Consider the following 25,318-nt stretch of genomic DNA (forward strand, 5'->3'; position numbering starts at 1 on the left):
AGCAAGTAAAGCCCTAAGAAATGGCTAAGCTATAGCGAAGTTAAATAGATTAATGTTAGTATTGCTTTAAATTTGATTTATACTCCAAATTTAAACGGCAACTTGTTGCCGTAAGAAGTAAAAAAATAGTCAAGCGATAGCTTGACAACCTTAGAAGGCTTTTACAAAATTTTCGCCAAAAACTCGAAGGAGTTTTTGGCGAAAATTTGGAGTAAAAATAAAAATGCCAAACTGGGAAGGGGTTGGGATTTTTAAGGGATAGGGGAAACTGTTTTGGCTTTCAAATTTTAGTTTCCCCTGTCCCTTAAAGAAAAGAATTTAAAAAAGTTTGAAATATTAAACCTTTTTTGATTTTTATTCTAAGCCTAATCTAGTCTTAAAAAAATAAAACAATCTATATTAATTTTCTTTTTAAGTGGGAAGGGGGACGCTTTTTGGCAGATGAGTAGCGCTATAGTCAAACTATACTAACTATCGTTTGACGGCACTACGAAACATAAGAGCGGAGCTACCTTGCCCTTCCCCCTTAACTTACACTCCAAATTTTCGCCACAAAACAACCATTTAGGTTATTTTGCTTTTGCGAAAATTTTATTAAAAAATCCCTAGGTTATGCCTAGGGAAGATTAATTACACAAGTACAGAAGCGATAAAGCCAAATACGACAGAAAAAGCAATGGCTAAAACACCAGGGATTAAGAAGGCGTGATTAAATACATATTTACCAAGTCTTGTAGAGCCTGTATCGTCCATTTGAACCGCTCCAAGAAGTGTAGGATATGTAGGCAATACAAACAGTGCTGAAACAGCAGCAAAAGATGCAACTAGCATATAGGCATCGCCTGGATTAGTAGTGCTGATGCCAAGAGCTGCTATAACCACTGGAGTGATAGCTTTAGCAGTAGCTGCTTGAGAGTATAAAAGCATAGCCGCAAAGAAGAATATAACAGCAAGTAGCGAAGGAACAGCCTTAACCCAATCTCCAGCTAGAGTTTTGATCTCTTCTGTATATCCACCGACAAATGTATTTCCAAGCCACGCAACACCAAGAACACAAACGCACGCTACCATACCCGATTTAAATACGCTAGTATCAGCTACTTTGCCAACTTCAATTTTACAAAATATTGTAATAAATGTAGCCACACCAAGCATAAAGCTCATAATAGCAGCATCTCTAGGCACCACGACATTTTCTATAAGAACTGGCTTACCGCCTACTTTTGAGATCGCTGTAGCGTATAAAACCACTAGTAAAACGCCAATTAAAAATATACCAACAGATAGTCTAGCACCTGGTTTTAGCTCTTTATTTTGAACGCCTATTGAAGGTTTGACTAAACCTTGAGCTAAACGCTCTTGATAGACTGGATCTTTGCTTAGATCAAGATTAGAAAATAGAGTGATTATCAAAGCAGTAAGCATACAACCAGCAAATGTAGTTACTAGCCATAATCCAATCAAAGTTGGATAGCTCCAACCAAGTGGCTCTAACACGCCAGTCATATATACAACAGCCGCACTAACCGGACTAGCTGTAATTGCGATTTGGCTTGATACAACTGCGATTGATAGCGGAGCTGAAGGCTTGATATTTTGCTCTTTAGCAACCTCAACGATAACTGGTATCATAGAAAATGCCGTATGTCCTGTCCCAGCTAGAATTGTCAAAAAGTATGTAACAGTCGGAGCTAGGAAATTTATATATTTAGGATTTGAGCGTAAGATTTTTTCTGCTATTTGAACTAAATAATCCAAGCCGCCAGCAAGTTGCATAGCTGAAATAGCGGCAATAACGCTCATAATAATCAAGATAACATCCCAAGGGATTGCTCCTGGCTTCATACCAAGACAAAGACCTAAAATAACAACGCCGATACCACCAGCGTAACCAATACCAATTCCACCAAGGCGAATACCTACAAAGATAGCGCCTAGTAAGACCACGATTTGTAAAATTAATACAAAATCCATAAAACTCTCCTTATAATTTATCTGCTAGATAGCTCTAGTAGATTTGAATTTAAATTTATATTATTTCTCGCCCATATGCGGATTAAGCATATTTGCAGGGGTTAAAATTTTATCAATTTCTACTTTTGTTAAATATCCACGCTCTAGACATATATCTGCTACACTTTTGCCTGTTTGAAGGGCTTCTTTAGCGATACTTGCTGATTTTTCATAGCCGATATATGGGTTAAATGCTGTAACGATACCAATAGAGTTATAGACAAAATCGCTACAAATTTTCTCATTAGCTGTAATTCCATCGATACACTTATCAGCTAGAGTTTTCATAGCTTTTTCTAGCATAATAATTGAGTTAAATAGGCTATAAGCCACAACTGGCTCAAATACATTTAGTTGTAATTGACCGCCTTCGCAAGCAAATGTTACGGTAACATCAGCACCGATAACTGAGTAGCAAACTTGATTTACCACTTCAGGGATAACTGGATTTACCTTTCCAGGCATAATAGAGCTACCTGGTTGCATTTTTGGTAGATTTATCTCATTTAGACCGCATTTTGGTCCTGAGCTTAGAAGTCTTAGGTCATTACATACTTTTGATAATTTTGTAGCTACCCTTTTTAACACACCAGAAATTTGGACATACACGCCAGTATCTTGAGTGGCTTCTATCAAATCTTCTGCGACTTGATACTCATGGCCTGTTACCTCTCTTAATTTTTTCTCTACTACTTTTGGATAGTCTGGATGAGAGTTGATACCTGTACCTATCGCAGTTCCGCCCAAATTTACTTCTAATACTAGCTTTCTAACTTCTAATATCCTCTCAATATCTTCGCCTATCATAACCGCAAAGGTTTTAAACTCACGCCCTAAGGTCATAGGCACCGCATCTTGAAGTTGCGTTCTACCCATTTTTAGCACATCTTTAAACTCCTCAGCCTTTCTCTCATAAGATTTTTTAAGGTATCCCATAGCTGTGGCTAAATCAGTTAAATAATCATGTAGTGCTAAGTGAAGTGCTGTAGGATATGCGTCATTTGTGCTTTGGCTTAAATTTACATGGTCGTTTGGATGGAGGTATTGATACTCGCCTTTTTTATGACCTAAATGCTCTAAAGCGATATTGGCTATAACTTCATTAGCATTCATATTTGTTGAAGTTCCAGCTCCACCTTGGATCATATCTACTACAAACTGATCATAGTATCCACCAGCTAGAATTTTATCGCAAGCTGCTATTATAGCACTCTCTTTTTCCTTATCTAAAAGACCTAATTCGCAGTTTGCCATCGCAGCTGCTTTTTTAACTCTTGTGATAGCACGGACAAATCTAGGGAAATTTTTTAACCTATCGTGAGATATGTTGAAATTTTCAACTGCTCTAAATGTTTGGACGCCATAATAGACATCATCACTAATTTCTAACTCGCCTATAAAATCGTGTTCTTTTCTTGTACCCATTACTTCTCCTTTGATTAATGATTTCAAATAGAATTTTAACGCCTTGTAACTTAATATATTTTTAAAATCGGTAAAAATCATCTGAAATAGTGAATTTATGGGGGTAAAATTCTATTTAAAAATTTTATCAAATATAATATTTTTGCTATTTTTAAAATATATTTTTTAAAAATATTTAATATAAAATAAAATTAAATTTATTTTAAGCTAAGCCCATAAAGAGTAAATTTATGAGCCTTATATCTTAGTTACTTAGTAAAACGGAGATAAATTTCGTTCTTGGGTTTGCATCTAGGGCGATTTTGATACTCATAGTTAGTGGCACAGCTAAAAACATTCCGCCAATCCCAAATACAAATCCCCAAAAAAGCAAACTTAAAATCACAACAAGAGTCGATATTCCAAGTCCTTTGCCTAAAAATTTAGGCTCTATGAAATTTCCAATAGCCACATTTACCATCAAATAGATAAGCGTAAGCCATAAAGTTACGCTTAGACCATTTACTGCTAGGCTTACTAAAATTGCTGGGATTGCTGCTATGATGGAGCCAATTGTTGGTATGTAATTTAGTATAAAAGCTAAAATCGCCCAAAGCAAGGCGTGAGGCACATCAAAGAGCACTAAAAATCCCCACACAATCACGCCAGTGGCGATAGATGAGATGGTTTTGATGGCTAGGTAGCGTTTTAAATTTGATATAAATGTATTGGCTATATGAAGTGTAGTTGGGTCTTTGGCGGCAAAATAGGCAACCTTATCTTTAAAAATTTGAGACTCAAATAAGATAAAAGCTAAAAGCAAAAAGACTAAAAAAGATTGCGTAACAAGACTTCCTGTTTGAAGGAGTAAATTTGATGTGGTTGTAATCAATTTATCTATATTTATAAAGCTTAGTATATTATTGCTTATATTAATATCTGCTCTATCTTTAACATAAAGTATAAGATTATCTATAAATATATCAATTTTGGTCTTATAAAGTGGCAAATCGGTGCTAAATTTTAAAATTGCTGAAGCGACTACACTACCTAAAAACCAAAGCCCACTACCGCAAATTCCAATCAAAATGATAAAGGCAAAGAAGCGGTTAATGTGAATTTTACTCATAAGCTCTAAAATTGGGTAAATAATAATAGCTATAAAAACTGCAAGTAAAAATGGCACCACAATAGAACTAGCTAGGCTAAGTCCGCCAATTATAATAACAAAACTAGCAATCGCAACTAGATTAAATCTCAAATTTACTCCTTTACCTATGCCAAAATACCAGCGTTTTGTAGCTTTTGACTTCTTTTAAGAGCGTAGATTCTCTCATTATTTACTAAATCATACTTCCATATGGGGGCATTTGCCTTAAAGTCCTCCACAAATTCATTTATGAGATTTAAGGCGACTTTTCTTTGTGGGCTACAAACTCCAGCTATAAAGCTTGTCTCATGCACAGCCACATCCCCTTTGCTATGAGCCATTAAAATTATGGCATTTTGAGCCTTTGCTATTTCTTGCCAACGATCAAACCACGATTTTAAAATCGGCTCATATAGATCAAAGCTAAGTCCCTCTATCCCGCCTTCATCACGCACCACGCCCACAAAGCTCATAATGGCTCCATAATTTTTTAGCTTATTATCATTATACCAGCGGTTTGTAATCTCATTAGCATTTAACGCTCCATCATATAGCTCCATTTTAGCCCCCACAAACTGGTGGTAAAATGCAGATTTTATCGCCATTTTTTAACTCTTGATTTATATCGCTTACTATCTCATCGTTTAAGGCTACAGCGCATAGCTCTAGCCATTTTGAAATTTGAGAATTTTGTGATAAAATCTCTTTTAATTCAGCTAAATTTTTGACTTCCAGCTCCATCGCACTAACGCCAATTGGCCCTAAAAATTCCACTTTTACCATAGATTTCCTTTAAATTTTAATTGATATAGTTTTGTAATTTATATAATTTACAAAGGCTCCATTTTGGATTTTGACATTTTGTCTTTTTGTGTAATCAACCTCATAAACTCCAGCTGATTTGGTGCTAAATTTTGCGCATAATTTTGCTGCAAAGAGCGCTACTTCATCGCTTAAATTTTGTTTATTTGATTTTATTATCACATGGGTGCTAGGGCGATCTTTTAGATGAAACCAAAAATCATCTTTTTTGGCATTTTTTAGTAAAAATTCATTCCCTTTTTGGCTTTTTCCAAGGCTGATTTTATAGCCATTGATATAGAAATTTTCTACTAAATCGCTAAATTTATCTTGGCTTTTTTGCCCTTGCTTTTTAGGGGATAAAATCTCTATTTCGCTTATATCGCTACTTGAGCTTATCGCATTTTTTAAGGAATTTAAAAACTCTAGCTTGGTTAGTAAATTCTCTTTTTGAATTTCGATATTACTTGCTTTTTGTTTTAATTTTTTACTAGTTTTAAACATCTCATTTGCAGCTATTTTAGGCTGAGTATCTATCTTGATTTGAACCTCATTTCCAGCATAATCAATAAGCCTTAAATCACGCTCATAATTGCTTAAATTATGTAAATTTGAAATTATCAAATTTCCCATTTCATTAAGCTCTTTGGCTCTATTTTCTAGCTCTTGGCTGGTTTCTAAGATGGATAAATTTCTATTTAAAATCTCAATTTTTTTATCTAAATTTGCGATCTTATTTGCCTTTAATAGATTAAGATTATTTAGAGTGATTTTGCTAAATTCATCTATAAAATATCTATCAAAATCCTCTATAATTTCACTTGGCTTCTCTTTTATCTGAACTTCATCAAGCAAGGTTAAAATTTTACCAACCTTTATACTTCTTTTAGCATTCTCAAAGTGGCTAAGGGCTTCTAGAATTACCCCATTTTCATCGCATATTATCGCATTGGTAAATCGCCCTGTAAATTCCAAATAAAGGGTGCTAATAACCTGCTTATATGAGCCACTAAAGGCTGTTTTGATAGCGAGTATTCTGTTATTTGGTAAGGTCTGTATGCTTAGGATTTTGGCTGAATTTAAACGCTTTTTAAGCAAAATATCAAAAGGGGCTTTATACTCTTTTATCTGAATTTGTTCGCTTTTATAGATAGATGAGTGGGATTTATTTAGATCAAATATCAGCTCATAACTCCCATCAAATTTAATCGCAATCATAAGATCGCCTACTCTTTTAATAGATGAGATTTTATGAAATTTAGACAAGAACTCTGATATTTGGGTTAAAATTTTATATTTCATAAGCACGATTATACCAAAATTTTGCTACAATTCAATCACGAAATTTGGTTAAAATTTAAAGGAAAGATATGAAACAGACAATAACAGAAAAAATTTTTAGCGAGCATGTAGGCAAAGAGGTATTCGCAGGACAGATCGTAGAGAGCAATATAGATATGGTTATAGGTAACGACATTACCACGCCAATATCCATAAAAGCATTTAGACAAAGCGGTGCTAAAAAACTTGCTAATCCAAATGGCTTTGCTATAGTGATGGATCACTACATTCCAGCAAAGGATATAATGAGTGCAAACCAAGCTAAGATTAGTAGGGATTTTGCCTATGAGCATGATTTACCAAATTTCTTTGATGAGAAAGATATGGGTATAGAGCACGCTTTAATGCCTGAAAAAGGTCTTGTAGTGCCAGGAGATGTGATAATAGGCGCTGATTCTCATACCTGTACTCATGGGGCCATTGGTGCGTTTAGCACAGGTATGGGAAGCACTGATTTAGCATATGCGATGATAACTGGCAAAAACTGGTTTAAGGTGCCTCCTACGATTAAGGTTGAGTTTATCGGTAAACCAGCAGAGCATATATATGGCAAAGATTTGATACTAGAGGTTATCCGCCAAATCGGAGTAGATGGAGCTTTATATAAGGCGCTTGAATTTACAGGCGATGCTATAGCGTATTTAGATATGGATAGTAGATTTAGCCTTTGTAATATGGCGATTGAAGCTGGTGGCAAAAGCGGTATAATCGCAGTTGATGATGTGACTAAAGAGTTTTTAAGCAAGGTAAATTTAAGAAGTGAGCCTAAAATTCACTATAGCGATGAGGGTGCAAATTATGAAAAAATCCTAACAATAGATGTAAGCAAACTAGAGCCAGTAGTAGCATATCCATTCTTGCCAAGCAATGGCAAAAGCATAAGCCAAGCTGTTAAAGATGATATTAAAATAGATCAAGCCTTCATAGGTAGCTGCACGAATGGTAGATTAAGCGATTTAAGGATCGCAGCTAAAATCCTAAAAGGCAAAAAAGTAGCCAAACACACAAGATTAATAATCACCCCAGCCACGCAAAAGATTGCCCTTACAGCACAAAAAGAGGGTTTAATGGATATATTTGTAGAAGCTGGAGCGGTAGTAAGTAATCCAACTTGTGGGGCTTGTCTTGGTGGATATATGGGGATTTTGGGCTCAGGCGAGAGATGCATTAGCACTACAAATAGAAATTTCGTAGGTAGAATGGGCGATAGGACAAGCGAAGTCTATCTAGCTAATTCAGCAGTAGCCGCAGCGAGTGCAATAGCTGGAAAAATCGTAGATCCAAGAGATATATAAGTGCAAAATGCATTGATACTAGCAGGGGGCAAAAGCTCTAGAATGGGTGTGGATAAAACCATGCTGGAGTTTAGAGGCTTTGCTAGTATCACTCATTTTTTATATGATAGGTTAAAAGTTGCTTTTGATGATATTAAAGTAGCCACAAAACAGAGTAAATTTAATCCATCTTTACCTATTTTGCTTGATGGGTTTGATGAGTTTGCGCCTATTTTTGTAATAGCAAATTTAGATAAACACTATCATAATCCAGTATTTATAATAGCAGCTGATATACCGCTAGTAGAGATCAAAACCATATGCGAATTATCAAATTTAAATAGCCCAGTAGCCTTAGCAAGTGATGGCAAACATCTACACTATCTATGCGGATTTTATCATCCTAGCGTTGCCATAATAGCTAGGCAGATGATTCAAGATGGGGATTTAAGATTATCAAATTTAGCTAAAAAATGCGGTTTTAAGAGTTTGGAATTTGAAAATTCCAAGCAGTTTTTTAATATAAATACCAAAGATGAGTATGAAAAAGCTAATATTTGTAGCTCTATTTCTTTTCTATAATCTTGCCTTTGGTGCGGATAAATTATATCAAAAGGCCTTAGAATTCGAAGCTAATGGCGATAAGGAAAACGCATTAAAATACTATAAACTCTCAGCTCAAAAATCTCTAAATTTAGACGCCAAACAGCCACCACAAACCACAACGCTTAAGAGCGATGAGCTATTTTGGGGGATTAGTGCTTATCATCTTAACTACTTTATGCCCCTATCATACTCCAGTCCAAATAGCCTAAAAAAGAGTATCTCAAGCCAGTTTCAAATAAGCCTTAAAAAGCTGATTTTTGATGATTTATTAGGCTTTGATGAGCGTTACTATTTTGCTTATACTCAAATTTCGTGGTGGGATCTATACTCTGATTCGGCCCCATTTTATGAGACGAACTATCAGCCTGAATTATTTGTAGAAATCCCGCTTAATTACCCAAATTTAGCCAATCTCAAATTTGGCTTTTTACACGATTCTAATGGCAAAGATGATGAGCTATCAAGGTCGTGGAATAGGGTTTATGTGGCTGTTGATTTTAAGCTAGATAACCTTACAATCACCCCAAGAGTATATAAAAGAATTCCCGATAAAAAAGATGATAACCCAAAGATTCAAAACTACAAAGGCAGAGGCGATATAAATTTAGATTATCATATGGATAATGGCTCGATTTTCAAAGCAGTTTTTACAAATAATCTTAAATTTGATAAGACAAATAAAAGCTCATTAGAGTTAGGCTATCTATATCCTATTAAAAATGGATTTTATCTATATCTATCTGGATTTAGTGGTTATGCTAAGAGCCTTCAAAGCTATGATAAATATCAAAACGCCATAAATCTAGGCATAGCATTTACAAGATAACTACCTCGCACCTTAAGCTAATACCAAACATCTCCCAAACTCGCTCTTTGGCTAAATTTATAAGATTTAAGGCATCTTCAAATGTGCCACCACCATAATTTATCAAAAAATTAGCATGTTTATGGCTAAATCCGCACCCACCTATCCTAAATCCTTTTAGCCCAGCTGCCTCTATGAGCCTACCAGCATAATCCCCCTTAGGATTAGCAAAGCACGACCCAAAGCTAGCGCCATTTGGCTGATTATCACGCTTTTGGTTTAGATAATCACTTAGCTCATCATCAAACTCTTTTGTAATCTCAAAACTCGCTTCAAATATCACACCATCAATATTTGAGCCTCTATATCTAAATTCGCACTCGCTACTGCTTTTTAACCCTTTTGAGGTGGATACACACTTTAAATTTTGGCTGATTTCATACTCTTTTATCCCAGCATTCATAGAGATTAATCCCCCAAGCGTTCCGGGGATTTTCTTGATAAACTCAAAGCCACCTAGATTATTATCTTTGGTGAATTTATATATTTTTGCGCTACTTGTTTTAGCACCGATTTTTAGCACCCCATTTTCTAGTTTGATATAGTCAAATTTAGGGCTTAAAATCCCCATTTTAGGGGGATTAGGTGAGATCAAAATATTATTTGCCCCACCTATCATCACCCCATCAAACTCGATCATCTCGCTTAGCTCTTCTACTTCAAAAACTCCGCCGATCTTCACAGAGCTATACTTGCTAAAATCAATCTTCATTGTATAAAAGTTGGTATCATATTTAAAATTCGCTCGGTAAAATCAATCATCAAACTCATCATCCACGGCATCAAAAATATAATCACTATAACGACCAAAATTATCTTAGGCACGAAGCTTAAAGTCATCTCATTTATCTGTGTTGTAGCTTGAAATATACTGATTAATAGCCCAGCAATTAGCCCAGCCATTAGCATCGGAAGGCTGATTAATAAAGCCAGTTTAAAGGTCTCAACCCCAAGACCGATTAGATCGCCTTGCATTTAGCTCATCCTACTTTTTAGATACTCGCTAGGGATAAGGTTTGGCTCAGCTTTTATCAAAGCACTATAAAATCCACGCTCAAAACCAATCTCAAATAGCCTATTTAAGGCTTTTATCTGTGTTTCATCCATACTTATAGAGCTATCATTTGCGTATAAATTTAGATAAATTTCAAGCTTTTTATCATCGACACGGACTAAGTTTCGCTCTAAAAGCATTTTAGAGAGCAAATTTTTATTATCATAAGCGATCTTGACAGCCTTAGTCAAAACCCTTTCACACTCTATGGCATCAGTTAATGGAAGACTTCTTCTAATCGCCATTCCGCCAAGTGGCAGCGGCAAGCTCTCATCTCCCCTAAGTTCGCACCAAATATCCCAAATTTCACGCTCCACGCATAGCTCACTACTAAATTCCAAAATACTCTCATGTATCAGCACCCCAGCATCGACTTCTCCGCTTAAAACAGCACTCTCAATATCCAAAAAATTTTTATAAATCACCCTAGCATTTGGATAAGCTATTTTAAATAAAAGCGCATTTGTAGTATATTCGCCGCTCAAAGCTACTTTGAAATTTGGCTTTAGATTAACCCCTTTTTTCTTTATCAGTTTTGGGCCATATCCATTACCAAAGCTCACAGCAGTCCGCAAAAGCGCATAATCTTGCCATATAAATGGATATAGCCCAAAGCTAATCGCACTAGCGTCAAATTCGCCTCTTAAAGCACTTTTATTGAGCGTTTCTATATCATCAGCTTTAGAATTAAAACGCAAAATTTCACTACCAACCCAGCCTAAATTTATCGCACTATACATAAATATATCATCCGCATCAGGCGAGTGAGCTACACTTATATTTTTCAAATTTATCCTTTGTATTTTGGCTAATACTACTTAAATTTAGCTAAATTTCTAATATATCGCCGTATCAAAAATATGGCTTACCTTACCACCAAAATGTATTCTAACCCCATCAAATCTAAGGCTTAAAATCTCCTTGCTTTTAGGCATTACACTAGCCTTTTTATCAAGCCCAAATCTCTCAAATCCGGTAAAAAACGCCGCCGCCATCCCAGTGCCGCAAGCATTAGTCTCATTTTCTACGCCACGCTCAAAAGTCCTTACAAAGAGCCTTTGCCCATCGAATTTAGCGTAATTGACATTAGCATTATATTTTTTACGCATCGCTTTACAAATCTCTAAATCAAATTTAGCCAAATCATCTACAAAGCTCACTAAATGTGGCACCCCAGTATCATAAAAGTTCCACTCAAGCCCCATCTCATAAAATGGCTCACTTAGCCTTTTTGGCTGACTTAATGCGACTTCTACGCTATTTTCATCAATGGTAGCTCGGATAATCCCAGCGCCAGTTTCAAAGCTACAACTATTATCACAAATTTGATTTTTATAAGCATATAACGCAGCCGCACGGCTACCATTGCCACACATCGCAGCCTCGCTCCCATCGCTATTGTAAAACTCCCACGCAAAATCACTATCGCCTTTGGAACGCTTAATGATGATTAGCCCATCAGCACCCACACCATTAAATCTATCGCATAATCTAACGGCCAAATCACTGCGGTTAATACTATAAAATTTGGCATTATCAATAGCTTGAAATATGATAAAGTCATTACCACTTGCGTTGTATTTTGAAAGTTGCATAAATATCCTTAAAGAAAAATGCGAGATTTTAGCATAAAATAAATTCAAATTCGCTTTTTTCCTTCCTGCTTAAATATTTAACTTCGCTAGAGCCAAGCTAGTCTTTGCGACAAGGAGCTACGCTCCCTTGACCCACCTCTTGTGTTTTACACTCTCTTTGAGAAAGTCCCTACTTTGTAGGGTTACCCTATTTGGTTTAAATTTGTTTTATTAAATCTGAGCTTTAGCTCAGCAACATTGAAAGGCTTTTACAAGGGGTTGGGGGTTGTTAAAAAAAAAGGGGGGGGGGAAGGGTAAGGTAGCTTTGCTCTTATGTTTCGTAGTGCCGTCAAACGATAGTTAGTATCGTTTGACTATTGCACCACTCAACTGCCAAAAAAGCGTCCCCCTTCCCACTTAAAATTCTTAACTTCGCATGGCAACAAGTCGCCGTTTGCGACAAAATTTTCGCAACAAAAAACTCGAAGGAGTTTTTGGCGAAAATTTGGAGTGTAACCCTTGACCCACCTCTTGTGTTTTACACTCTCTTTGAGAAAGTCCCTACTTTGTAGGGTTACCCTTAAAAAGAAAAAGAATTTCTTTTATATTTAAATTTTTATAAAAATCTAAAAAATTCTTATTATAAAATTTTCGCAAAGACTAGCTTAGCTTTAGCGAAATAAAAATAATTTCTATTTTGGGTATAAAATGAGAATTTAAGTTATATTTAATTGACAAAAATTATTAAATATAATACAATTTTGAATATCTATAAAATACTATAATAAAAGGTAAATAGGGGGGGGGGTAGAGTGTGTCAAGTATTACATTTGGTAATGCCAAAGCATTTGTAAATTTCACTATTTTACTCGATCCTTGTCTTCAATGCTTAAAAAATCATTAATTTCTCTTATCGCTTCTCAAACTTATCTATTTGGTGCTTGGATAAATTTAACCCCTTGTGGGTGGGATGATGATTGTGCTATTTCTAGCGATGTTAGCGTTGAAGGTGTTTATGGTGTTGGTGGTGGCAAACTAAGTATAAATCAAGGTGCCACTATAACTAATAGCGGGTCTGTAACAATTTATCATAATGGTGATTTTGATATTGAAAATAGTGGTAATATTGTATTTACAGAAAATTCGAGTAGTAATTCTGGCATATACGCATTTACCACAAATGATTTAAATATAAACAATAGTGGGACAATAGAGAATAAATCATCCAATAAAGCTGCTATATTGGTCGGTGGCGGCGGTAAAATAAACAGCATTACAAACTCTGGCACCATAAGTAGCAATGGATATGGTATATTGAGTGGTTCAGAAGATTCAAACTTTGGAGTAGATAGCATAGGTAAAATAACCAACACAGGCACCATAAGCACTACAAGCGGACAAAATGCCATCTATGGATTTGGCACGATAGAGAGTATCGATAATAATCAAGGTGGCAAAATCACTGGTATAAATGTCTCAAATACGATTACAAATTTAAATAATTATGGGATTATAGAGGGGAATGTAGTAGCTAAAAAGATAACAAAACTAAATAACGCTGGAAGTATTAGTGGAGATCTTATAGTAGAAGATGAGATAGAAAGCGTAGATGGCACGGGGAGTATAGGTGGTAGATTTATACTTGCTGGTGGGGATAATAAAGATATTAGCATCAAGCATAATCTAGGTAGCGGATTTGTCATACAAAGCGATAAAGATAGGATCACAAATGAAACTCAGCTAATATCAAATAGTGCAGTGGCGTTTGAAGTTAATGCTAATGTAGGAGAGATAATAAATAAAAATACTATACAAAGCAGTGCTAATAAACCATCTTTACAAGTGGCATCTGACAAGGTGGTTAAGAAGCTAGAAAACCAAAGCACCGGTAAAATCTTAGGCGAAGAGGGGATTGTAAATAGCGGCAAAATAGTTATGCTAGATAATCTTGGCGATATAACTAAATTTAACAACCAGGGCGAGTTAGAAAACCTAAATAATCAAAAAAATATATCAAATTTAACCAATCAATCAAATATAGATAAAATAGATAATTCTGGAAATATAGCTGATATTAAAAATCAAGGACAAATAGATAATCTAAATAATAAAAATATTATCACTAGCATTGATAATATAAAAAACATTCAAACTATAAACAACCAAGGTAAGATAGATAGATTAAATAATCAAGGCAGTATAAGCAGTCTAGATAATAAAGATAAGATATCAAATTTAGCCAATCAATCAAATATAGATAAGATAGATAACTCTGGAAATATATCAAATTTAATCAACACCCACACTATAACCACACTTAATAACTCAAATAAAATTGATAATATCGATAATCAAAAAGATATAAACAGTATTAGCAACCAAAGCAAGATAACTACAATCAATAATCAAGGCAGTATAGATGAGATAATAAATGAAAAAGATATAAATAATATCTCTAATAAGCATATAATAGATAGCATTAAAAATCAAGGCAAAATAGTTATGCTAGATAATCTTGGCGATATAACTAAATTTAACAACCAAGGCAGGTTAGAAAACCTAAATAATCAAAAAAATATATCAAATTTAACCAATCAATCAAATATAGATAAAATAGATAACTCTGGAAATATAGCTGATATTAAAAATCAAGGACAAATAGATAATCTAAATAATAAAAATATTATCACTAGCATTGATAATATAAAAAACATTCAAACTATAAACAACCAAGGCAAAATAGCAAATTTACAAAATTTTAAAACTATAGGTGGCGGTAAAATCGGGATTAATAATAGTAATAAAATAGGTTCATTAATCAATCACGGCACTATAACTGCAAAGATTGGGCTAGATAATAGCGGAGTGATAGATAAGATAGATAATCAAGGCGTCATCGCTGGAGATAAATTTGGTATAAATAATAGCTCAGTAATCTCAAATTTGATTAATTCAGGGACTATAAGTGGCAAGGAAGCAGCTATAAATAATGAAGGCGTGATAGAAAAGCTAACTCTTATGCCAAGCTCAAAACTCTTAAGCGACTCACAAACGATAATCAAAAATAGCGGAATTATAGGCGAGATAGATAGTCAAATACAGATTGATAAAAAAACTTCGATTGTTATTGATAATGATAGTGTGCTTAGTAGGGTTAATATTAAAACTGATATGAGTGGGCTAGATTATGGGGTGAAAAATAGCGGCGAGATTACAGATTTGATAATTAATGCGAATTTAGAAGGCGAAAATCACGCTGGGATTAGCAATAATAACACCATATCAAAGATTACAAATAGTAGCACTCTAAGCGGATATAATGGAATTTACAATGATAACTACATAGGCACTATAGAAAATAATGGCACGATTATATCTCATTCTAGCACGGCTATTTATAACGATGGAACAATAGATAAGATAGATAATAATGGTAAGATAGTAGGCGATATTATCAATAACTCGCCAAATACTATTAAACAGCTAATAAACTCTGGCGAGATAACTGGAAATATGATAAATAACGCTGGAATGAATGTAGGTCTATACACTCAAGATAAAGCTATAGAAAATAAAGGCAAAATAGCTGGAATAATCAACCACGGCACCATAAGAGCGAAAAAATATGGAATTTATAATGATATTGGTGCTAATATATCAAATTTAGCTAATTACGGCAAGATAATATTTAAAGATCAAAATGGTGCTCAAATATATAATAATGGAAATATAGATATTACTATGTGGGGCATTAGCTTAGGCGGGACTAGCCTAAGCAGTATAGATACCACTAATGGCAATGCCAATATAGATGATAGGATATTTGTAGCTGGGGATAATGTAGATGGGATTAAATTTGGTAATAACTCCATCATAGTCTCATCAGGTAGTAGCACCGGTGGCGTGCATGCACTAGATAATATGGTATTAAAGCATAATGGCACTAGCTATATCGGAGTGGGCGATGAGATTGGTATAAACTGTGATACGCTGGTATTTAACAATAATGGAATAATGAATATGACTTGTATAACCTTAGCTGGTGGCGGACAAGCTATAAATATAATCTCTAATAAAGCTAAAGTAGATATACCGCGAGTATGGATAAACAATCACACTATATCTAGCAACACCCATATGGATATACTAAGGAAGCTGAATTTAACAAATTTTGATTTAAGCAGTGATGACTGGGTGGGATTTGCTACGCCATATGCTAGCCATACAAAGCTAAATTTACAAAATGGCAAAGCCACCACAAATACTTATGGTGCTCTAATAGGAGCTAGTAAAACCCTAGATATAGGTGCTATGGTGGCACTTTATACTGGCTATGAGTATGCTAGTACCAATATGCCAAGAAGCTCTAGCTTAGATGATAGATCATACTACACAGGGGTTAGCTACTATGGGGAGTTAAATTTGTTAGATAGGATAGATGCGTATGTCAAATTACATAGTGCATATAAATATACTAAAAGCAAAATAGTTAAATTAGATGAGGCTAGGACAACGACGCTAGAGTATCTAAATTCAGATAGAGCTAGATTAAGCTCCATAGGTGCTAGTGCGGCTCTTGGGGTCAATATCTACCAAAATAATAACACCATATCCCCAGAGCTATCTCTAGGCTATGATAGAATAAATATAAGCAATTATACTTTAGGCTATGAAGAGTATGCTAAATCTCATCTAAACTTGCCAAATTTATCAGCCTCCATCGCATGGCAAAAGGATTATGAAAATATTTACACCACGGCAAAAATTGGGGTAAAAAGGCTATTAAGCGATACTCACAAAACCGCCTTAAAATATCAAAATTTAAATATGGATAAGGCAGATACTAAGCTCATTAACACCTATATAGATACAAGCTTAGCCTTAGGATGTAAGGTAGATGATAATACAAATTTATCTATAATCTACTATGGCAATTACGCTAATGAAGCAAAAAGCCACTCTATTATGGCTCAAATGGAGAGTAAATTTTAATAAAAATCAAATTTATATTTAAATTTTATTAGGCTATTAGCTTTTTTAAGATAAAATAACCCCATTTGTATAACCAAAATCACAAGGAAAATTATGGACGAAAATAAGAAAAAAAGCCTTGATTTAGCTCTTAAGCAGATTGATAAGGCCTTTGGTAAAGGCACTATTTTAAGGCTAGGAGATAAGGAGATTGAGCCTATTGATAGTATTAGCACAGGATCGATTGGGCTTGATATCGCTCTTGGTATTGGTGGGGTGCCAAAAGGTAGAATTATAGAAATTTATGGCCCTGAAAGCTCTGGTAAGACTACTCTTACTTTACATTTGATAGCTGAGTGTCAAAAAAATGGTGGAGTTTGTGCCTTTGTAGATGCAGAGCACGCTCTTGATGTCAAATATGCTAAAAATTTAGGTATTGATACAGATAATTTATATATATCTCAGCCAGATTTTGGCGAGCAAGCCCTTGATATAGTAGAGACCCTAGCTAGAAGTGGAGCGGTGGATCTAATCATAGTTGATAGCGTTGCAGCGCTCACGCCAAAAAGCGAGATAGAAGGCGATATGGGGGATCAGCATGTCGGCCTTCAAGCAAGGCTAATGAGCCAAGCCTTAAGAAAGCTTACTGGTATCGTCCATAAAATGGGAACTACGGTTGTATTTATCAACCAAATTCGTATGAAAATAGGAGCCATGGGATATGGCACACCTGAGACTACAACTGGCGGTAATGCGCTTAAATTTTACGCCTCAGTCCGCCTTGATGTGCGTAAGGTCGCTACGCTTAAGCAAAGTGATGAGCCTATAGGAAACCGAGTAAAAGTAAAAGTAGTAAAAAACAAGGTCGCACCGCCATTTAAGGTGGCTGAATTTGATATAATGTTTGGCGAGGGCATAAGCAAGGAAGGCGAGATTGTAGATTATGGTGTTAAGCTTGATATAATCGATAAAAGCGGTGCTTGGTTTAGCTATGAAAGCACGAAAATTGGTCAAGGTAGAGAGAATGCTAAGGCGTTTTTAAAAGAGAATTTAAATATCGCTGATGAGATCACCGCTAAAATCCGTGAAAATCTAGGCGATAGTATGATGAGTAGTGCAGATGATGAAAATGAAAGTGAGGAAGAGTAATGCCAGTAATTAAAGAAGTAAAAGCTATAGAAGTTTTAGATAGTCGTGGAAATCCTACGATTAAAGCCTTTGTAACGCTATGCGATGGAAGCACAGGCTCAGCAGTAGTCCCAAGTGGTGCTAGCACAGGTAAAAGGGAGGCCTTAGAGCTTAGAGATGGCGGAGAAGCATATGGTGGTAAGGGTGTTTTAAAGGCTATTAAAAATGTAAATTCAATGATAGCAGAAGAGCTTTGTGGTAAGGATGCGTTAAATCAAAAGGCGATTGATGATGCTCTGATCGCACTAGATGGCACTGATAATTTTAGTAAAATCGGTGCTAACGCAGCTCTTGGCGTATCCATGGCAGTAGCTAGAGCGGCGGCAAATTCAAGCAAACTTCCGCTATATAGGTATCTTGGTGGGGCTAATGCTTCTATTCTTCCTGTGCCGATGTTTAATATCATAAATGGTGGAGCTCATGCTAATAATAGCGTGGATTTTCAAGAATTTATGATTATGCCATTTGGATTTTCTAGCTTTAGCGATGCGCTTAGGGCAGCAGCTGAGATATACCAAACTCTAAAAAAGCTATTAAATGATGTAGGCCATAGCACGGCTGTTGGCGATGAGGGCGGATTTGCTCCAAATTTAAAAGATAATGAAGAGCCACTAGAGCTAATAATACAAGCTATATTAAAAGCTGGATATAAACCAAATGAGCAGATAAAACTAGCTTTAGATGTCGCAGCTAGTGAGCTATATGATGGCAAGGTTTATAAGCTTGAAGGCAAGGAATTTACAAGTCAAGAGATGGTGGATAAATACGAAAAATTGTGCCAAAAATATCCGATATTTTCAATCGAAGATGGACTTAGCGAAGATGATTGGGAGGGCTGGAAGCTACTAACTGATAGACTTGGAGATAGAGTTCAGCTTGTTGGTGATGATCTATTTGTAACAAATGAGAAAATTCTAAAAGAGGGAATTATAAAAGGCATAGCAAATGCAGTGCTTATAAAACCAAATCAGATTGGCACAGTAAGCCAAACTATGCAAACAGTGCGTCTAGCTCAAAGAAATGGCTATAGATGTATAATGAGCCATAGAAGTGGCGAGAGTGAAGATAGCTTTATAGCTGATTTTGCTGTGGCGTTAAATACAGGTCAGATCAAAACAGGCGCAACAAGTAGAAGCGAGAGAAATGCAAAATATAATCGCCTACTTGAGATTGGGTGCGAAACAAGAGAGTATGTAGGTGATGGGATTTGAATCCTATTTTAGCCGAGCTGGAGTATAAGAAGCCAAGTTCATTTAGAAGGGTTATCGCATACTCCTTGCTGATATTTGCCACTATAATATTTGCAATTTATGTTGGTAATGTCTTTTTTGGAAGTCGCTCAGCAGCTGTATTATACGACTTAAAAAAGCAAAAAGCCACCTTAGATAATGAAGTCAAGAAGTATCAAGAGCTAAATTCAGCTCTACAAAAAGAGTATTTTGAGCTAATTGGACTAGATCCAGATAGCTATAAGTGAGTGTCAAATGAAAAAAATTATATTAATAGCAAGTTGTGCTATAGCTTTATTAGCTAGAGAAAATCCGTTTGTTCCTGATGATATTAATGTTACTACGCTAGACTCAACAAATGTTAGCGAAAATGCTCCAAAACTAGATAGAGTAATTGCTAAATTCCCAAGCGATGCTAGGGAGCTAGTGAGTGCGACTTTTAGCTATAAATCTATAGATGGTAGCATTAAGCAAAAAATAGTTGATATTAATGCGAGTTTTGACTGGCATGATGATATAATCATCTCATCGCAATCGCCAGTAACTACTCAGGCTACCCCAGCCCTTGATGTGTCTGTAACTACTACTGATGAGCAGACCAAACAAGCTGTGGCTAAACAAGCAGCACCAAAGCCACTTAGCGTTTCGCCAAAGATAGAGCCACCGCTAAAAAGCGTTTCGTTTATGGATTTTATCAAATTTGATATTTTCAACTCAAAAATTGAGATTATTAGCAGTGATGAGATGATAAGGGATTTTATCATTAATAAGCCTGATAAAATCGTTATGGATTTTAGCAGAAGTAGCGATTTTACCACAAAAACTATAAAAATCGACAAAGGCCCACTAAAAAAAGCCACAATAGGAGCCCACAAGGGATATTATAGGGTTGTTCTGTTTTTAGATGGTAATTACTATTATGCCATAAGACAAAGTGGCAATGGATATACTTTGACACTTAGATAAGGCTTAAAGGCAGTTGATTAAAGAAATTTATGGTTAATATTTGCGGTGTTGATGAGGCTGGTAGGGGTGCTTTAGCTGGTGAGTTAGTGGTTTGTGGGTGTGCTTTTAATGGCGATACAAGTGAGCTTGGCTTAAAAGATTCTAAGAAGCTAACTCCTAAAGCAAGGAAGAAAATATATCTAAATTTGGTTGAAAAATGCGAATTTATAACCATATATTTTAACAATAAAATTATAGATGAAATAGGGCTTAGCAATTGTTTAAGACAAGCGTTAATGGTGATTAAATTTCACTTTAAAGATCACAAGATAATCTATGATGGGAATTGTGATTACGGGATTAAAGGGATTACAACCATAGTCAAAGCAGATGCGAAGGTGCCCGAAGTTAGTGCTGCTAGTATCATTGCTAAGGTTAGTAGAGATATGCAAATGCGATCTTTTGATTATTTATATCCAAATTTTGGCTATGCTAAGCATAAGGGTTATGGGGTCAAGGCTCATATAGAAGCACTTAGAAAATATGGCTCAAATGAATTGACTAGACTAAGCTTTAAGCCAAAAGCCCTTCAAAGCTCTCTTTTTGGAGATAAAATTTGAGTATTTTAGAGTTTTTGTATCAAAATCCGCCAAAATCAAGAGAGTTTTTAGAGCGAAAAATCAAAATCGAAAGCCCAAAAACCCTATTAAAAGGCGTTAATGGTAGCGGAAAAAGCTCACTTATTTTAAACCATTTAAGCAAATTTGAGAAGTTTTTGTATATCGATCTTGATGATGTAAGAAGCTTTGGCGTGGAGCAAAATCTTGATGAGTTTATTAAGGCTAATGGCATAAATGCAGTAGCGATTGAAAATGTAAAAGAGCCACCTATCTTGCCAAATTGCGATAATATTATTGTCTCTACTGATTTAAACTCACTTCATATAGATGGGCTTGATGAGCTTGAGATATTTGGGTTAGATTATGAAGAATTCATACTATTTTATCGTAAAAATTATGATGCTAAAACGCTTTTTAGCCACTTTTTAAATCGTGGAAATCTAGCTTTTAGTCCATTTTTAAGCGAATTTGAGATTGGAGCGTTTTTACAAAAGCATATAAAAGCCTCAAAAGGGGAGTTGAATGCCAAAATCTTAGCAAATATAGCTAATTACATACATCAGCCACTAAATATATTTAAAATTTATAAATCCTTAAAATCGCATATGAAGCTTAGCAAGGATAAGCTGTATCAAAATATTTTAGATCTTAAAGATCAAAATATTATAAAAACTATTTATAATATAGATGAAAATAGTAATTTAAAAAGGGTGTATTTTAGCGATTTTGCGTTAAAGACGGCGTTAAATTTACATAAAGATCCTAAGGCGATAATAGCAAATATGGTATTTTGCGAACTCTTAAAGCTAAAAAAAGAGATAAAATATAGCAATTATCTTGATTTTATCATTCCAGATATGAATTTGGGGATTTTGGTTTTGCCGTTTTTACCGTTTGAGCTTGCAGTTTTAAAAGCTAAAAAGCTAAGTAATTATTGTAATGAGCTTGGGCTAAAAAGGGTAGATATAATATCAAATTCGCAAAGTCAGATTGTGAAATTTGATAAAATCACATACAATATAATGCCGTTTTGGCAGTGGGCTGTGTGGCTACATTAGGCCTTAATCACACTCTAAAATCCACTTTGGCTATATTAGCACTTATATTTTCTATAACTGAGCTTAAATTAATCAGTTTATCATCTTGTAATAATCCAGCCTTAGATAATAGTGCTTTTTCTTCAGGGGTTAAAGTGCTACCAGATCTTTGTTTGTTATATGCTATAACAACTCTATTATCAGCTTCATCTACGCTTAAATTTATATTTTGTTTTTCTTTTAGTATATAGTTTATTACATCATCTACATCTTCTTTGTGCTCTTTTTTGTTTATTAATTCGCCATAGCTTAACTTGCCATTGCTATTTTTATCACTATTTAGCGTTCTATTTAGCTCTTTTTCTATTGTATCGCTTGTGTATTTGTTATTATTAGACATTGTTGAGTGTCTATTTTGGAATTCTTTAGTATATTGTGTATAGCCGCTAGCTCCATCGGCTATTGCTTTCATAGTTCCTAAATAGTAGCTACCTTCAGAGCCAAACCCCGAATATGTATCCATAAGCTCTACGCTACTCATAAATCCATCGCTATTACTATCAGCTTCTAAATATCCCCTTTTATAAGCAATATCCCCAAACCATCCCCCTACAAAGCTCTCAGCCTTACCATTTAAGATAGTTGAGCCATCATCTCTGCTAAAAAAATCTTTCGTATCAAATACACTTTTAAGCTTATTTAAATTCTCATCACTAAGACCTATTTTTATATACTCTCCACTTGTATTATCTTTAAAATATACTTGATTTTTAAAAGCACTCTCATTAAAATTTACTTTAATCTTTGTGCTAGTCATGCTGTCTATACTATTATCAAGCTTGGATAGCTCAGTATCACTTCTGCTATTTATGGCTTGTTTTTGGAGTGAGAACATACTTATACCAGCTATGCTCTCATATCCAAAGTGGTTAAATTTTAATTTATCCATATTAAACTACCTTTTATTAGCCCAGCTTCCAGCAATGCACCCATACCACGCACAAAACGCATTAGAATATATACTTTGATGATAAGTTTGTGAGTTTGTATTAGCATTATAGTTATTATTATATGGTTCTATAACCTTATTATAATAGTCATTATACAGCGTCCCAGCAAATAAAAAATTAGCAATCACAACTGATAGAAAAATAATTTTTCTCATAATTAACTCCTGTTTATAAAATATCAATCACACTCTAAAATCCACTTTGGTTATATTAGCACTTATATTTTCTATAACTGAGCTTAAATTAATCAGCTTATCATCTTGTAATAATCCAGCCTTAGATAAGAGTGCTTTTTCTTCAGGGGTTAAAGTGCTACCAGATCTTTGCTTGTTATATGCTATAACAACTCTATTATCAGCTTCATCTACACTTAGATCTAGCTCATACCCTTCTAAAAAATTTATTTGATCAATTACATCTTGCTCGTGCTCATCTTTATTCATAACCTCCCCATAAGTTATATTTCCATCGCTATTTTTATCACTATTTAGCGTTCTATTTAGCTCTTTTTCTATTGTATCGCTTGTGTATTTATTCTCTTTTACCATAGTGGAGTGTTTTTGTGTAAAGTTTTTATCAAATTTTATATATCCTTCTATATTTGTGGCGATGTCTGCCTTGATAGTCATAGAATATACTCCTTCTGACATAAACCCCGAATATGTATCCATAAGCTCTACGCTACTCATAAATCCATCGCTATTACTATCAGCTTCTAAATATCCCCTTTTATAAGCAATATCCCCAAACCATCCCCCTACAAAGCTCTCAGCCTTACCATTTAAGATAGTTGAGCCATCATCTCTGCTAAAAAAATCTTTCGTATCAAATACACTTTTAAGCTTATTTAAATTCTCATCACTAAGACCTATTTTTATATACTCTCCACTTGTATTATCTTTAAAATATACTTGATTTTTAAAAGCACTCTCATTAAAATTTACTTTAATCTTTGTGCTAGTCATGCTGTCTATACTATTATCAAGCTTGGATAGCTCAGTATCACTTCTGCTATTTATGGCTTGTTTTTGGAGTGAGAAAACGCTACTACTAGCTACCTTTTCATATCCGCTAAAGCTAAATTCAGATCTTTTTATCAAGGAATACCCTTTGTTATTTTTTATGATTACTTAAGCACCCATACCACGCACAAAACGCATTAGAATATATACTTTGATGATAAGTTTGTGAGTTTGTATTAGCATTATAGTTATTATTATATGGTTTTATAACCTTATTATAATAGTCATTATACAGCGTCCCACCAAATGAAAAATTAGCAACCACAACCGATAGAAAAATAATTTTTCTCATAATTAACTCCTTTGATTATATTTTTTAGATAATCATAGCAGAAATTTTACAAAAATATTATATTTGTTTCCATATTTTTCACAATTATTCTAATATATGTTACGAATTTACACAACTAATAGTAAAATAATCTTTTAAAGCATAAAAAATATAAATTAATCTATAATATTGCCGATGCTTAAATCTAAGAGTATTCCAATATACTCGAATTTCAAAAATGGAGAATTTGGTATGAGAAAAATTATTTTTTTCTTAAGTTTTCTAGCGTCATCTGCTTTTAGAATTTGTAATTGGTAGGCGAATATGGCTCTTGTAGATGTTTGCGGAAAGCTCATTGATACCACTCTTAAATTTGTTGGCAAACCCGCTTTAGACTTTGCTCAAATAGAGTTAGAAAAGCAAATAGCTAGACAAAAAGAGGAGCAAAAAAAGCTTTTAAGCATAGAATATACCAAAGAAGAGCTTAGTATCAATGCTACAAATAGTAACACAGATACCAGCTCTACAGATACACAATCTACCCAAACTAGCCAATCTGCTGTAGATAGTAGTAGTTTTGATGGAATTGATATAAGCTACTCAAGAACATATCTAAAGCTTGATATATATGTTTAAGTCCCTATTTAAGGGGCTTATATAAATTTATAATTTTAATAAATGTAACATAATCACAGATATAATTTTAAAATTTAGCTATAATTATAAAAATTTAAGGAGAAAATATGTGTAAATTTGAGAGAATTTTAAGAGTTATAGTAGGCATTTTGATAATAGCTGGAGTATGGTATTTCTATGCTAGTTGGTGGGCTTTGCTCGGTCTTGTGCCGCTTATAACTGGATTAGTAGGCTTTTGTCCTATATATAGGATATTAGGCAAACAAAGCTGCCCATTTAAGAAAAATAATCAATAAATTTAAGATGG

General features: G+C 34.6%; 26 protein-coding genes. 12 read left to right on the forward strand and 14 right to left on the reverse strand.

Going from position 1 to position 25,318, the window contains the following annotated elements:
- Positions 1 to 630: 630 nt before the first annotated feature.
- The 6 genes from CSUIS_RS00455 to CSUIS_RS00480 all read right to left on the reverse strand — a co-directional run bounded on the left by CSUIS_RS00455 (position 631) and on the right by CSUIS_RS00480 (position 6,670).
- Entirely contained in the window at positions 631 to 1,974 is a 1,344-nt protein-coding gene (locus tag CSUIS_RS00455) for an anaerobic C4-dicarboxylate transporter (protein ID WP_086296691.1), read from the reverse strand.
- 60 nt (positions 1,975 to 2,034) lie between these two features.
- A complete protein-coding gene (gene aspA / locus CSUIS_RS00460; protein WP_086296692.1) occupies positions 2,035 to 3,438 on the reverse strand; it encodes an aspartate ammonia-lyase in 1,404 nt (467 codons plus the stop codon).
- Positions 3,439 to 3,682: 244 nt separating this feature from the next.
- Positions 3,683 to 4,678, reverse strand: coding sequence for an AI-2E family transporter (locus CSUIS_RS00465; RefSeq protein ID WP_086296693.1), 996 nt, complete (start codon positions 4,676 to 4,678; stop codon positions 3,683 to 3,685).
- A gap of 14 nt (positions 4,679 to 4,692) precedes the next feature.
- On the reverse strand, positions 4,693 to 5,127 hold the full coding sequence (locus CSUIS_RS00470) for a molybdopterin synthase catalytic subunit (protein WP_086296694.1): 435 nt from the start codon (positions 5,125 to 5,127) through the stop codon (positions 4,693 to 4,695).
- Between the two features lies 1 nt (position 5,128).
- Positions 5,129 to 5,350 (reverse strand): MoaD/ThiS family protein, encoded by a 222-nt coding sequence (locus CSUIS_RS00475; RefSeq protein WP_086296695.1) that lies wholly within the window; start codon positions 5,348 to 5,350, stop codon positions 5,129 to 5,131.
- A gap of 9 nt (positions 5,351 to 5,359) precedes the next feature.
- Complete coding sequence (locus tag CSUIS_RS00480) at positions 5,360 to 6,670, reverse strand: NFACT RNA binding domain-containing protein (RefSeq protein WP_086298535.1); 1,311 nt, start codon at positions 6,668 to 6,670, stop codon at positions 5,360 to 5,362.
- 68 nt (positions 6,671 to 6,738) lie between these two features.
- On the opposite strand from CSUIS_RS00480, the gene leuC reads away from it, so the two are divergent.
- Genes leuC through CSUIS_RS00495 form a run of 3 tightly spaced genes read left to right on the forward strand, consistent with a single transcriptional unit; the run spans position 6,739 to position 9,415 of the window.
- A complete protein-coding gene (gene leuC / locus CSUIS_RS00485; RefSeq protein ID WP_086296696.1) occupies positions 6,739 to 8,004 on the forward strand; it encodes a 3-isopropylmalate dehydratase large subunit in 1,266 nt (421 codons plus the stop codon).
- Complete coding sequence (locus tag CSUIS_RS00490; protein ID WP_086296697.1) at positions 8,005 to 8,565, forward strand: NTP transferase domain-containing protein; 561 nt, start codon at positions 8,005 to 8,007, stop codon at positions 8,563 to 8,565.
- Positions 8,525 to 9,415: a phospholipase A gene (locus CSUIS_RS00495; RefSeq protein WP_086242314.1), complete on the forward strand. Its 891-nt coding sequence runs from the start codon at positions 8,525 to 8,527 to the stop codon at positions 9,413 to 9,415. The genes CSUIS_RS00490 and CSUIS_RS00495 overlap by 41 nt, the downstream gene beginning before the upstream one ends.
- Here CSUIS_RS00495 and CSUIS_RS00500 read toward each other — a convergent pair.
- From CSUIS_RS00500 to dapF, 4 genes are read right to left on the reverse strand one after another with little or no spacing between them, the layout of a single operon-like run.
- A complete protein-coding gene (locus CSUIS_RS00500; protein ID WP_086296698.1) occupies positions 9,405 to 10,166 on the reverse strand; it encodes a UDP-N-acetylmuramate dehydrogenase in 762 nt (253 codons plus the stop codon). The genes CSUIS_RS00495 and CSUIS_RS00500 overlap by 11 nt on opposite strands.
- The gene (fliQ, locus tag CSUIS_RS00505; RefSeq protein WP_086296699.1) at positions 10,163 to 10,429 is read right to left on the reverse strand and encodes a flagellar biosynthesis protein FliQ; all 267 of its coding nucleotides are present in this window, start codon (positions 10,427 to 10,429) and stop codon (positions 10,163 to 10,165) included. The genes CSUIS_RS00500 and fliQ overlap by 4 nt, the downstream gene beginning before the upstream one ends.
- Complete coding sequence (locus CSUIS_RS00510) at positions 10,430 to 11,296, reverse strand: menaquinone biosynthesis family protein (RefSeq protein WP_086296700.1); 867 nt, start codon at positions 11,294 to 11,296, stop codon at positions 10,430 to 10,432.
- A 48-nt stretch (positions 11,297 to 11,344) separates the two neighbouring features.
- Positions 11,345 to 12,103: a diaminopimelate epimerase gene (dapF, locus tag CSUIS_RS00515; RefSeq protein ID WP_086296701.1), complete on the reverse strand. Its 759-nt coding sequence runs from the start codon at positions 12,101 to 12,103 to the stop codon at positions 11,345 to 11,347.
- 864 nt (positions 12,104 to 12,967) lie between these two features.
- Between dapF and CSUIS_RS00520 the strand changes: the two genes are divergently transcribed.
- The 7 genes from CSUIS_RS00520 to CSUIS_RS00550 all read left to right on the forward strand — a co-directional run bounded on the left by CSUIS_RS00520 (position 12,968) and on the right by CSUIS_RS00550 (position 22,093).
- On the forward strand, positions 12,968 to 17,074 hold the full coding sequence (locus CSUIS_RS00520) for a hypothetical protein (RefSeq protein ID WP_152023637.1): 4,107 nt from the start codon (positions 12,968 to 12,970) through the stop codon (positions 17,072 to 17,074).
- A gap of 93 nt (positions 17,075 to 17,167) precedes the next feature.
- The gene (gene recA / locus CSUIS_RS00525) at positions 17,168 to 18,202 is read left to right on the forward strand and encodes a recombinase RecA (RefSeq protein ID WP_086237123.1); all 1,035 of its coding nucleotides are present in this window, start codon (positions 17,168 to 17,170) and stop codon (positions 18,200 to 18,202) included.
- Positions 18,202 to 19,452: a phosphopyruvate hydratase gene (eno, locus tag CSUIS_RS00530; RefSeq protein WP_086296703.1), complete on the forward strand. Its 1,251-nt coding sequence runs from the start codon at positions 18,202 to 18,204 to the stop codon at positions 19,450 to 19,452. Before recA ends, eno begins: the two co-directional genes overlap by 1 nt.
- The gene (locus CSUIS_RS00535) at positions 19,449 to 19,718 is read left to right on the forward strand and encodes a hypothetical protein (protein WP_086296704.1); all 270 of its coding nucleotides are present in this window, start codon (positions 19,449 to 19,451) and stop codon (positions 19,716 to 19,718) included. Before eno ends, CSUIS_RS00535 begins: the two co-directional genes overlap by 4 nt.
- A 7-nt stretch (positions 19,719 to 19,725) precedes the next feature.
- Positions 19,726 to 20,436: an AMIN domain-containing protein gene (locus CSUIS_RS00540; RefSeq protein WP_086296705.1), complete on the forward strand. Its 711-nt coding sequence runs from the start codon at positions 19,726 to 19,728 to the stop codon at positions 20,434 to 20,436.
- Between the two features lie 29 nt (positions 20,437 to 20,465).
- On the forward strand, positions 20,466 to 21,035 hold the full coding sequence (locus tag CSUIS_RS00545) for a ribonuclease HII (RefSeq protein ID WP_086296706.1): 570 nt from the start codon (positions 20,466 to 20,468) through the stop codon (positions 21,033 to 21,035).
- Positions 21,032 to 22,093, forward strand: a complete 1,062-nt coding sequence (locus CSUIS_RS00550; RefSeq protein ID WP_086296707.1) for an ATP-binding protein — start codon at positions 21,032 to 21,034, stop codon at positions 22,091 to 22,093. The genes CSUIS_RS00545 and CSUIS_RS00550 overlap by 4 nt, the downstream gene beginning before the upstream one ends.
- A 7-nt stretch (positions 22,094 to 22,100) precedes the next feature.
- On the opposite strand, the gene CSUIS_RS00555 is transcribed toward CSUIS_RS00550, so the two are convergent.
- The 4 genes from CSUIS_RS00555 to CSUIS_RS00570 are packed head-to-tail and all read right to left on the reverse strand — an operon-like array spanning position 22,101 to position 24,396.
- Positions 22,101 to 23,021 carry a hypothetical protein gene (locus tag CSUIS_RS00555; RefSeq protein ID WP_086296708.1) on the reverse strand — a complete coding sequence of 307 codons (921 nt, stop codon included), beginning with the start codon at positions 23,019 to 23,021 and terminating at the stop codon, positions 22,101 to 22,103.
- A 6-nt stretch (positions 23,022 to 23,027) separates the two neighbouring features.
- Positions 23,028 to 23,237: a hypothetical protein gene (locus tag CSUIS_RS00560; RefSeq protein WP_086296709.1), complete on the reverse strand. Its 210-nt coding sequence runs from the start codon at positions 23,235 to 23,237 to the stop codon at positions 23,028 to 23,030.
- A 27-nt stretch (positions 23,238 to 23,264) separates the two neighbouring features.
- Positions 23,265 to 24,182: a hypothetical protein gene (locus CSUIS_RS00565; protein WP_086296710.1), complete on the reverse strand. Its 918-nt coding sequence runs from the start codon at positions 24,180 to 24,182 to the stop codon at positions 23,265 to 23,267.
- Between the two features lie 13 nt (positions 24,183 to 24,195).
- Positions 24,196 to 24,396: a hypothetical protein gene (locus CSUIS_RS00570; RefSeq protein ID WP_086296711.1), complete on the reverse strand. Its 201-nt coding sequence runs from the start codon at positions 24,394 to 24,396 to the stop codon at positions 24,196 to 24,198.
- A 303-nt stretch (positions 24,397 to 24,699) separates the two neighbouring features.
- Here CSUIS_RS00570 and CSUIS_RS00575 point away from each other — a divergent pair, with 303 nt between their 5' ends.
- Complete coding sequence (locus tag CSUIS_RS00575) at positions 24,700 to 25,011, forward strand: hypothetical protein (RefSeq protein WP_086296712.1); 312 nt, start codon at positions 24,700 to 24,702, stop codon at positions 25,009 to 25,011.
- A gap of 107 nt (positions 25,012 to 25,118) precedes the next feature.
- Positions 25,119 to 25,307, forward strand: a complete 189-nt coding sequence (locus tag CSUIS_RS00580; RefSeq protein ID WP_086296713.1) for a YgaP family membrane protein — start codon at positions 25,119 to 25,121, stop codon at positions 25,305 to 25,307.
- The last annotated feature ends 11 nt before the right edge of the window (positions 25,308 to 25,318 follow it).

Origin of the sequence: Campylobacter porcelli (assembly GCF_002139855.1) — a bacterium.
Taxonomy (GTDB): Bacteria; Campylobacterota; Campylobacteria; order Campylobacterales; family Campylobacteraceae; genus Campylobacter; species Campylobacter porcelli.

Coding starts and splice junctions, on each gene's coding strand:
- CSUIS_RS00520 (WP_152023637.1), top strand. CDS start 12,968: ATGCTTAAAAAATCATTAATTTCTCTTATCGCTTCTCAAACTTATCTA.
- aspA (WP_086296692.1), bottom strand. CDS start 3,438: ATGGGTACAAGAAAAGAACACGATTTTATAGGCGAGTTAGAAATTAGT.
- CSUIS_RS00455 (WP_086296691.1), bottom strand. CDS start 1,974: ATGGATTTTGTATTAATTTTACAAATCGTGGTCTTACTAGGCGCTATC.
- recA (WP_086237123.1), top strand. CDS start 17,168: ATGGACGAAAATAAGAAAAAAAGCCTTGATTTAGCTCTTAAGCAGATT.
- CSUIS_RS00495 (WP_086242314.1), top strand. CDS start 8,525: ATGAAAAAGCTAATATTTGTAGCTCTATTTCTTTTCTATAATCTTGCC.
- CSUIS_RS00480 (WP_086298535.1), bottom strand. CDS start 6,670: ATGAAATATAAAATTTTAACCCAAATATCAGAGTTCTTGTCTAAATTT.
- fliQ (WP_086296699.1), bottom strand. CDS start 10,429: ATGCAAGGCGATCTAATCGGTCTTGGGGTTGAGACCTTTAAACTGGCT.
- CSUIS_RS00555 (WP_086296708.1), bottom strand. CDS start 23,021: ATGGATAAATTAAAATTTAACCACTTTGGATATGAGAGCATAGCTGGT.
- CSUIS_RS00560 (WP_086296709.1), bottom strand. CDS start 23,237: ATGAGAAAAATTATTTTTCTATCAGTTGTGATTGCTAATTTTTTATTT.
- CSUIS_RS00540 (WP_086296705.1), top strand. CDS start 19,726: ATGAAAAAAATTATATTAATAGCAAGTTGTGCTATAGCTTTATTAGCT.
- CSUIS_RS00545 (WP_086296706.1), top strand. CDS start 20,466: ATGGTTAATATTTGCGGTGTTGATGAGGCTGGTAGGGGTGCTTTAGCT.
- eno (WP_086296703.1), top strand. CDS start 18,202: ATGCCAGTAATTAAAGAAGTAAAAGCTATAGAAGTTTTAGATAGTCGT.
- leuC (WP_086296696.1), top strand. CDS start 6,739: ATGAAACAGACAATAACAGAAAAAATTTTTAGCGAGCATGTAGGCAAA.
- CSUIS_RS00580 (WP_086296713.1), top strand. CDS start 25,119: ATGTGTAAATTTGAGAGAATTTTAAGAGTTATAGTAGGCATTTTGATA.
- CSUIS_RS00575 (WP_086296712.1), top strand. CDS start 24,700: ATGGCTCTTGTAGATGTTTGCGGAAAGCTCATTGATACCACTCTTAAA.
- CSUIS_RS00570 (WP_086296711.1), bottom strand. CDS start 24,396: ATGAGAAAAATTATTTTTCTATCGGTTGTGGTTGCTAATTTTTCATTT.
- CSUIS_RS00470 (WP_086296694.1), bottom strand. CDS start 5,127: ATGGAGCTATATGATGGAGCGTTAAATGCTAATGAGATTACAAACCGC.
- dapF (WP_086296701.1), bottom strand. CDS start 12,103: ATGCAACTTTCAAAATACAACGCAAGTGGTAATGACTTTATCATATTT.
- CSUIS_RS00500 (WP_086296698.1), bottom strand. CDS start 10,166: ATGAAGATTGATTTTAGCAAGTATAGCTCTGTGAAGATCGGCGGAGTT.
- CSUIS_RS00475 (WP_086296695.1), bottom strand. CDS start 5,350: ATGGTAAAAGTGGAATTTTTAGGGCCAATTGGCGTTAGTGCGATGGAG.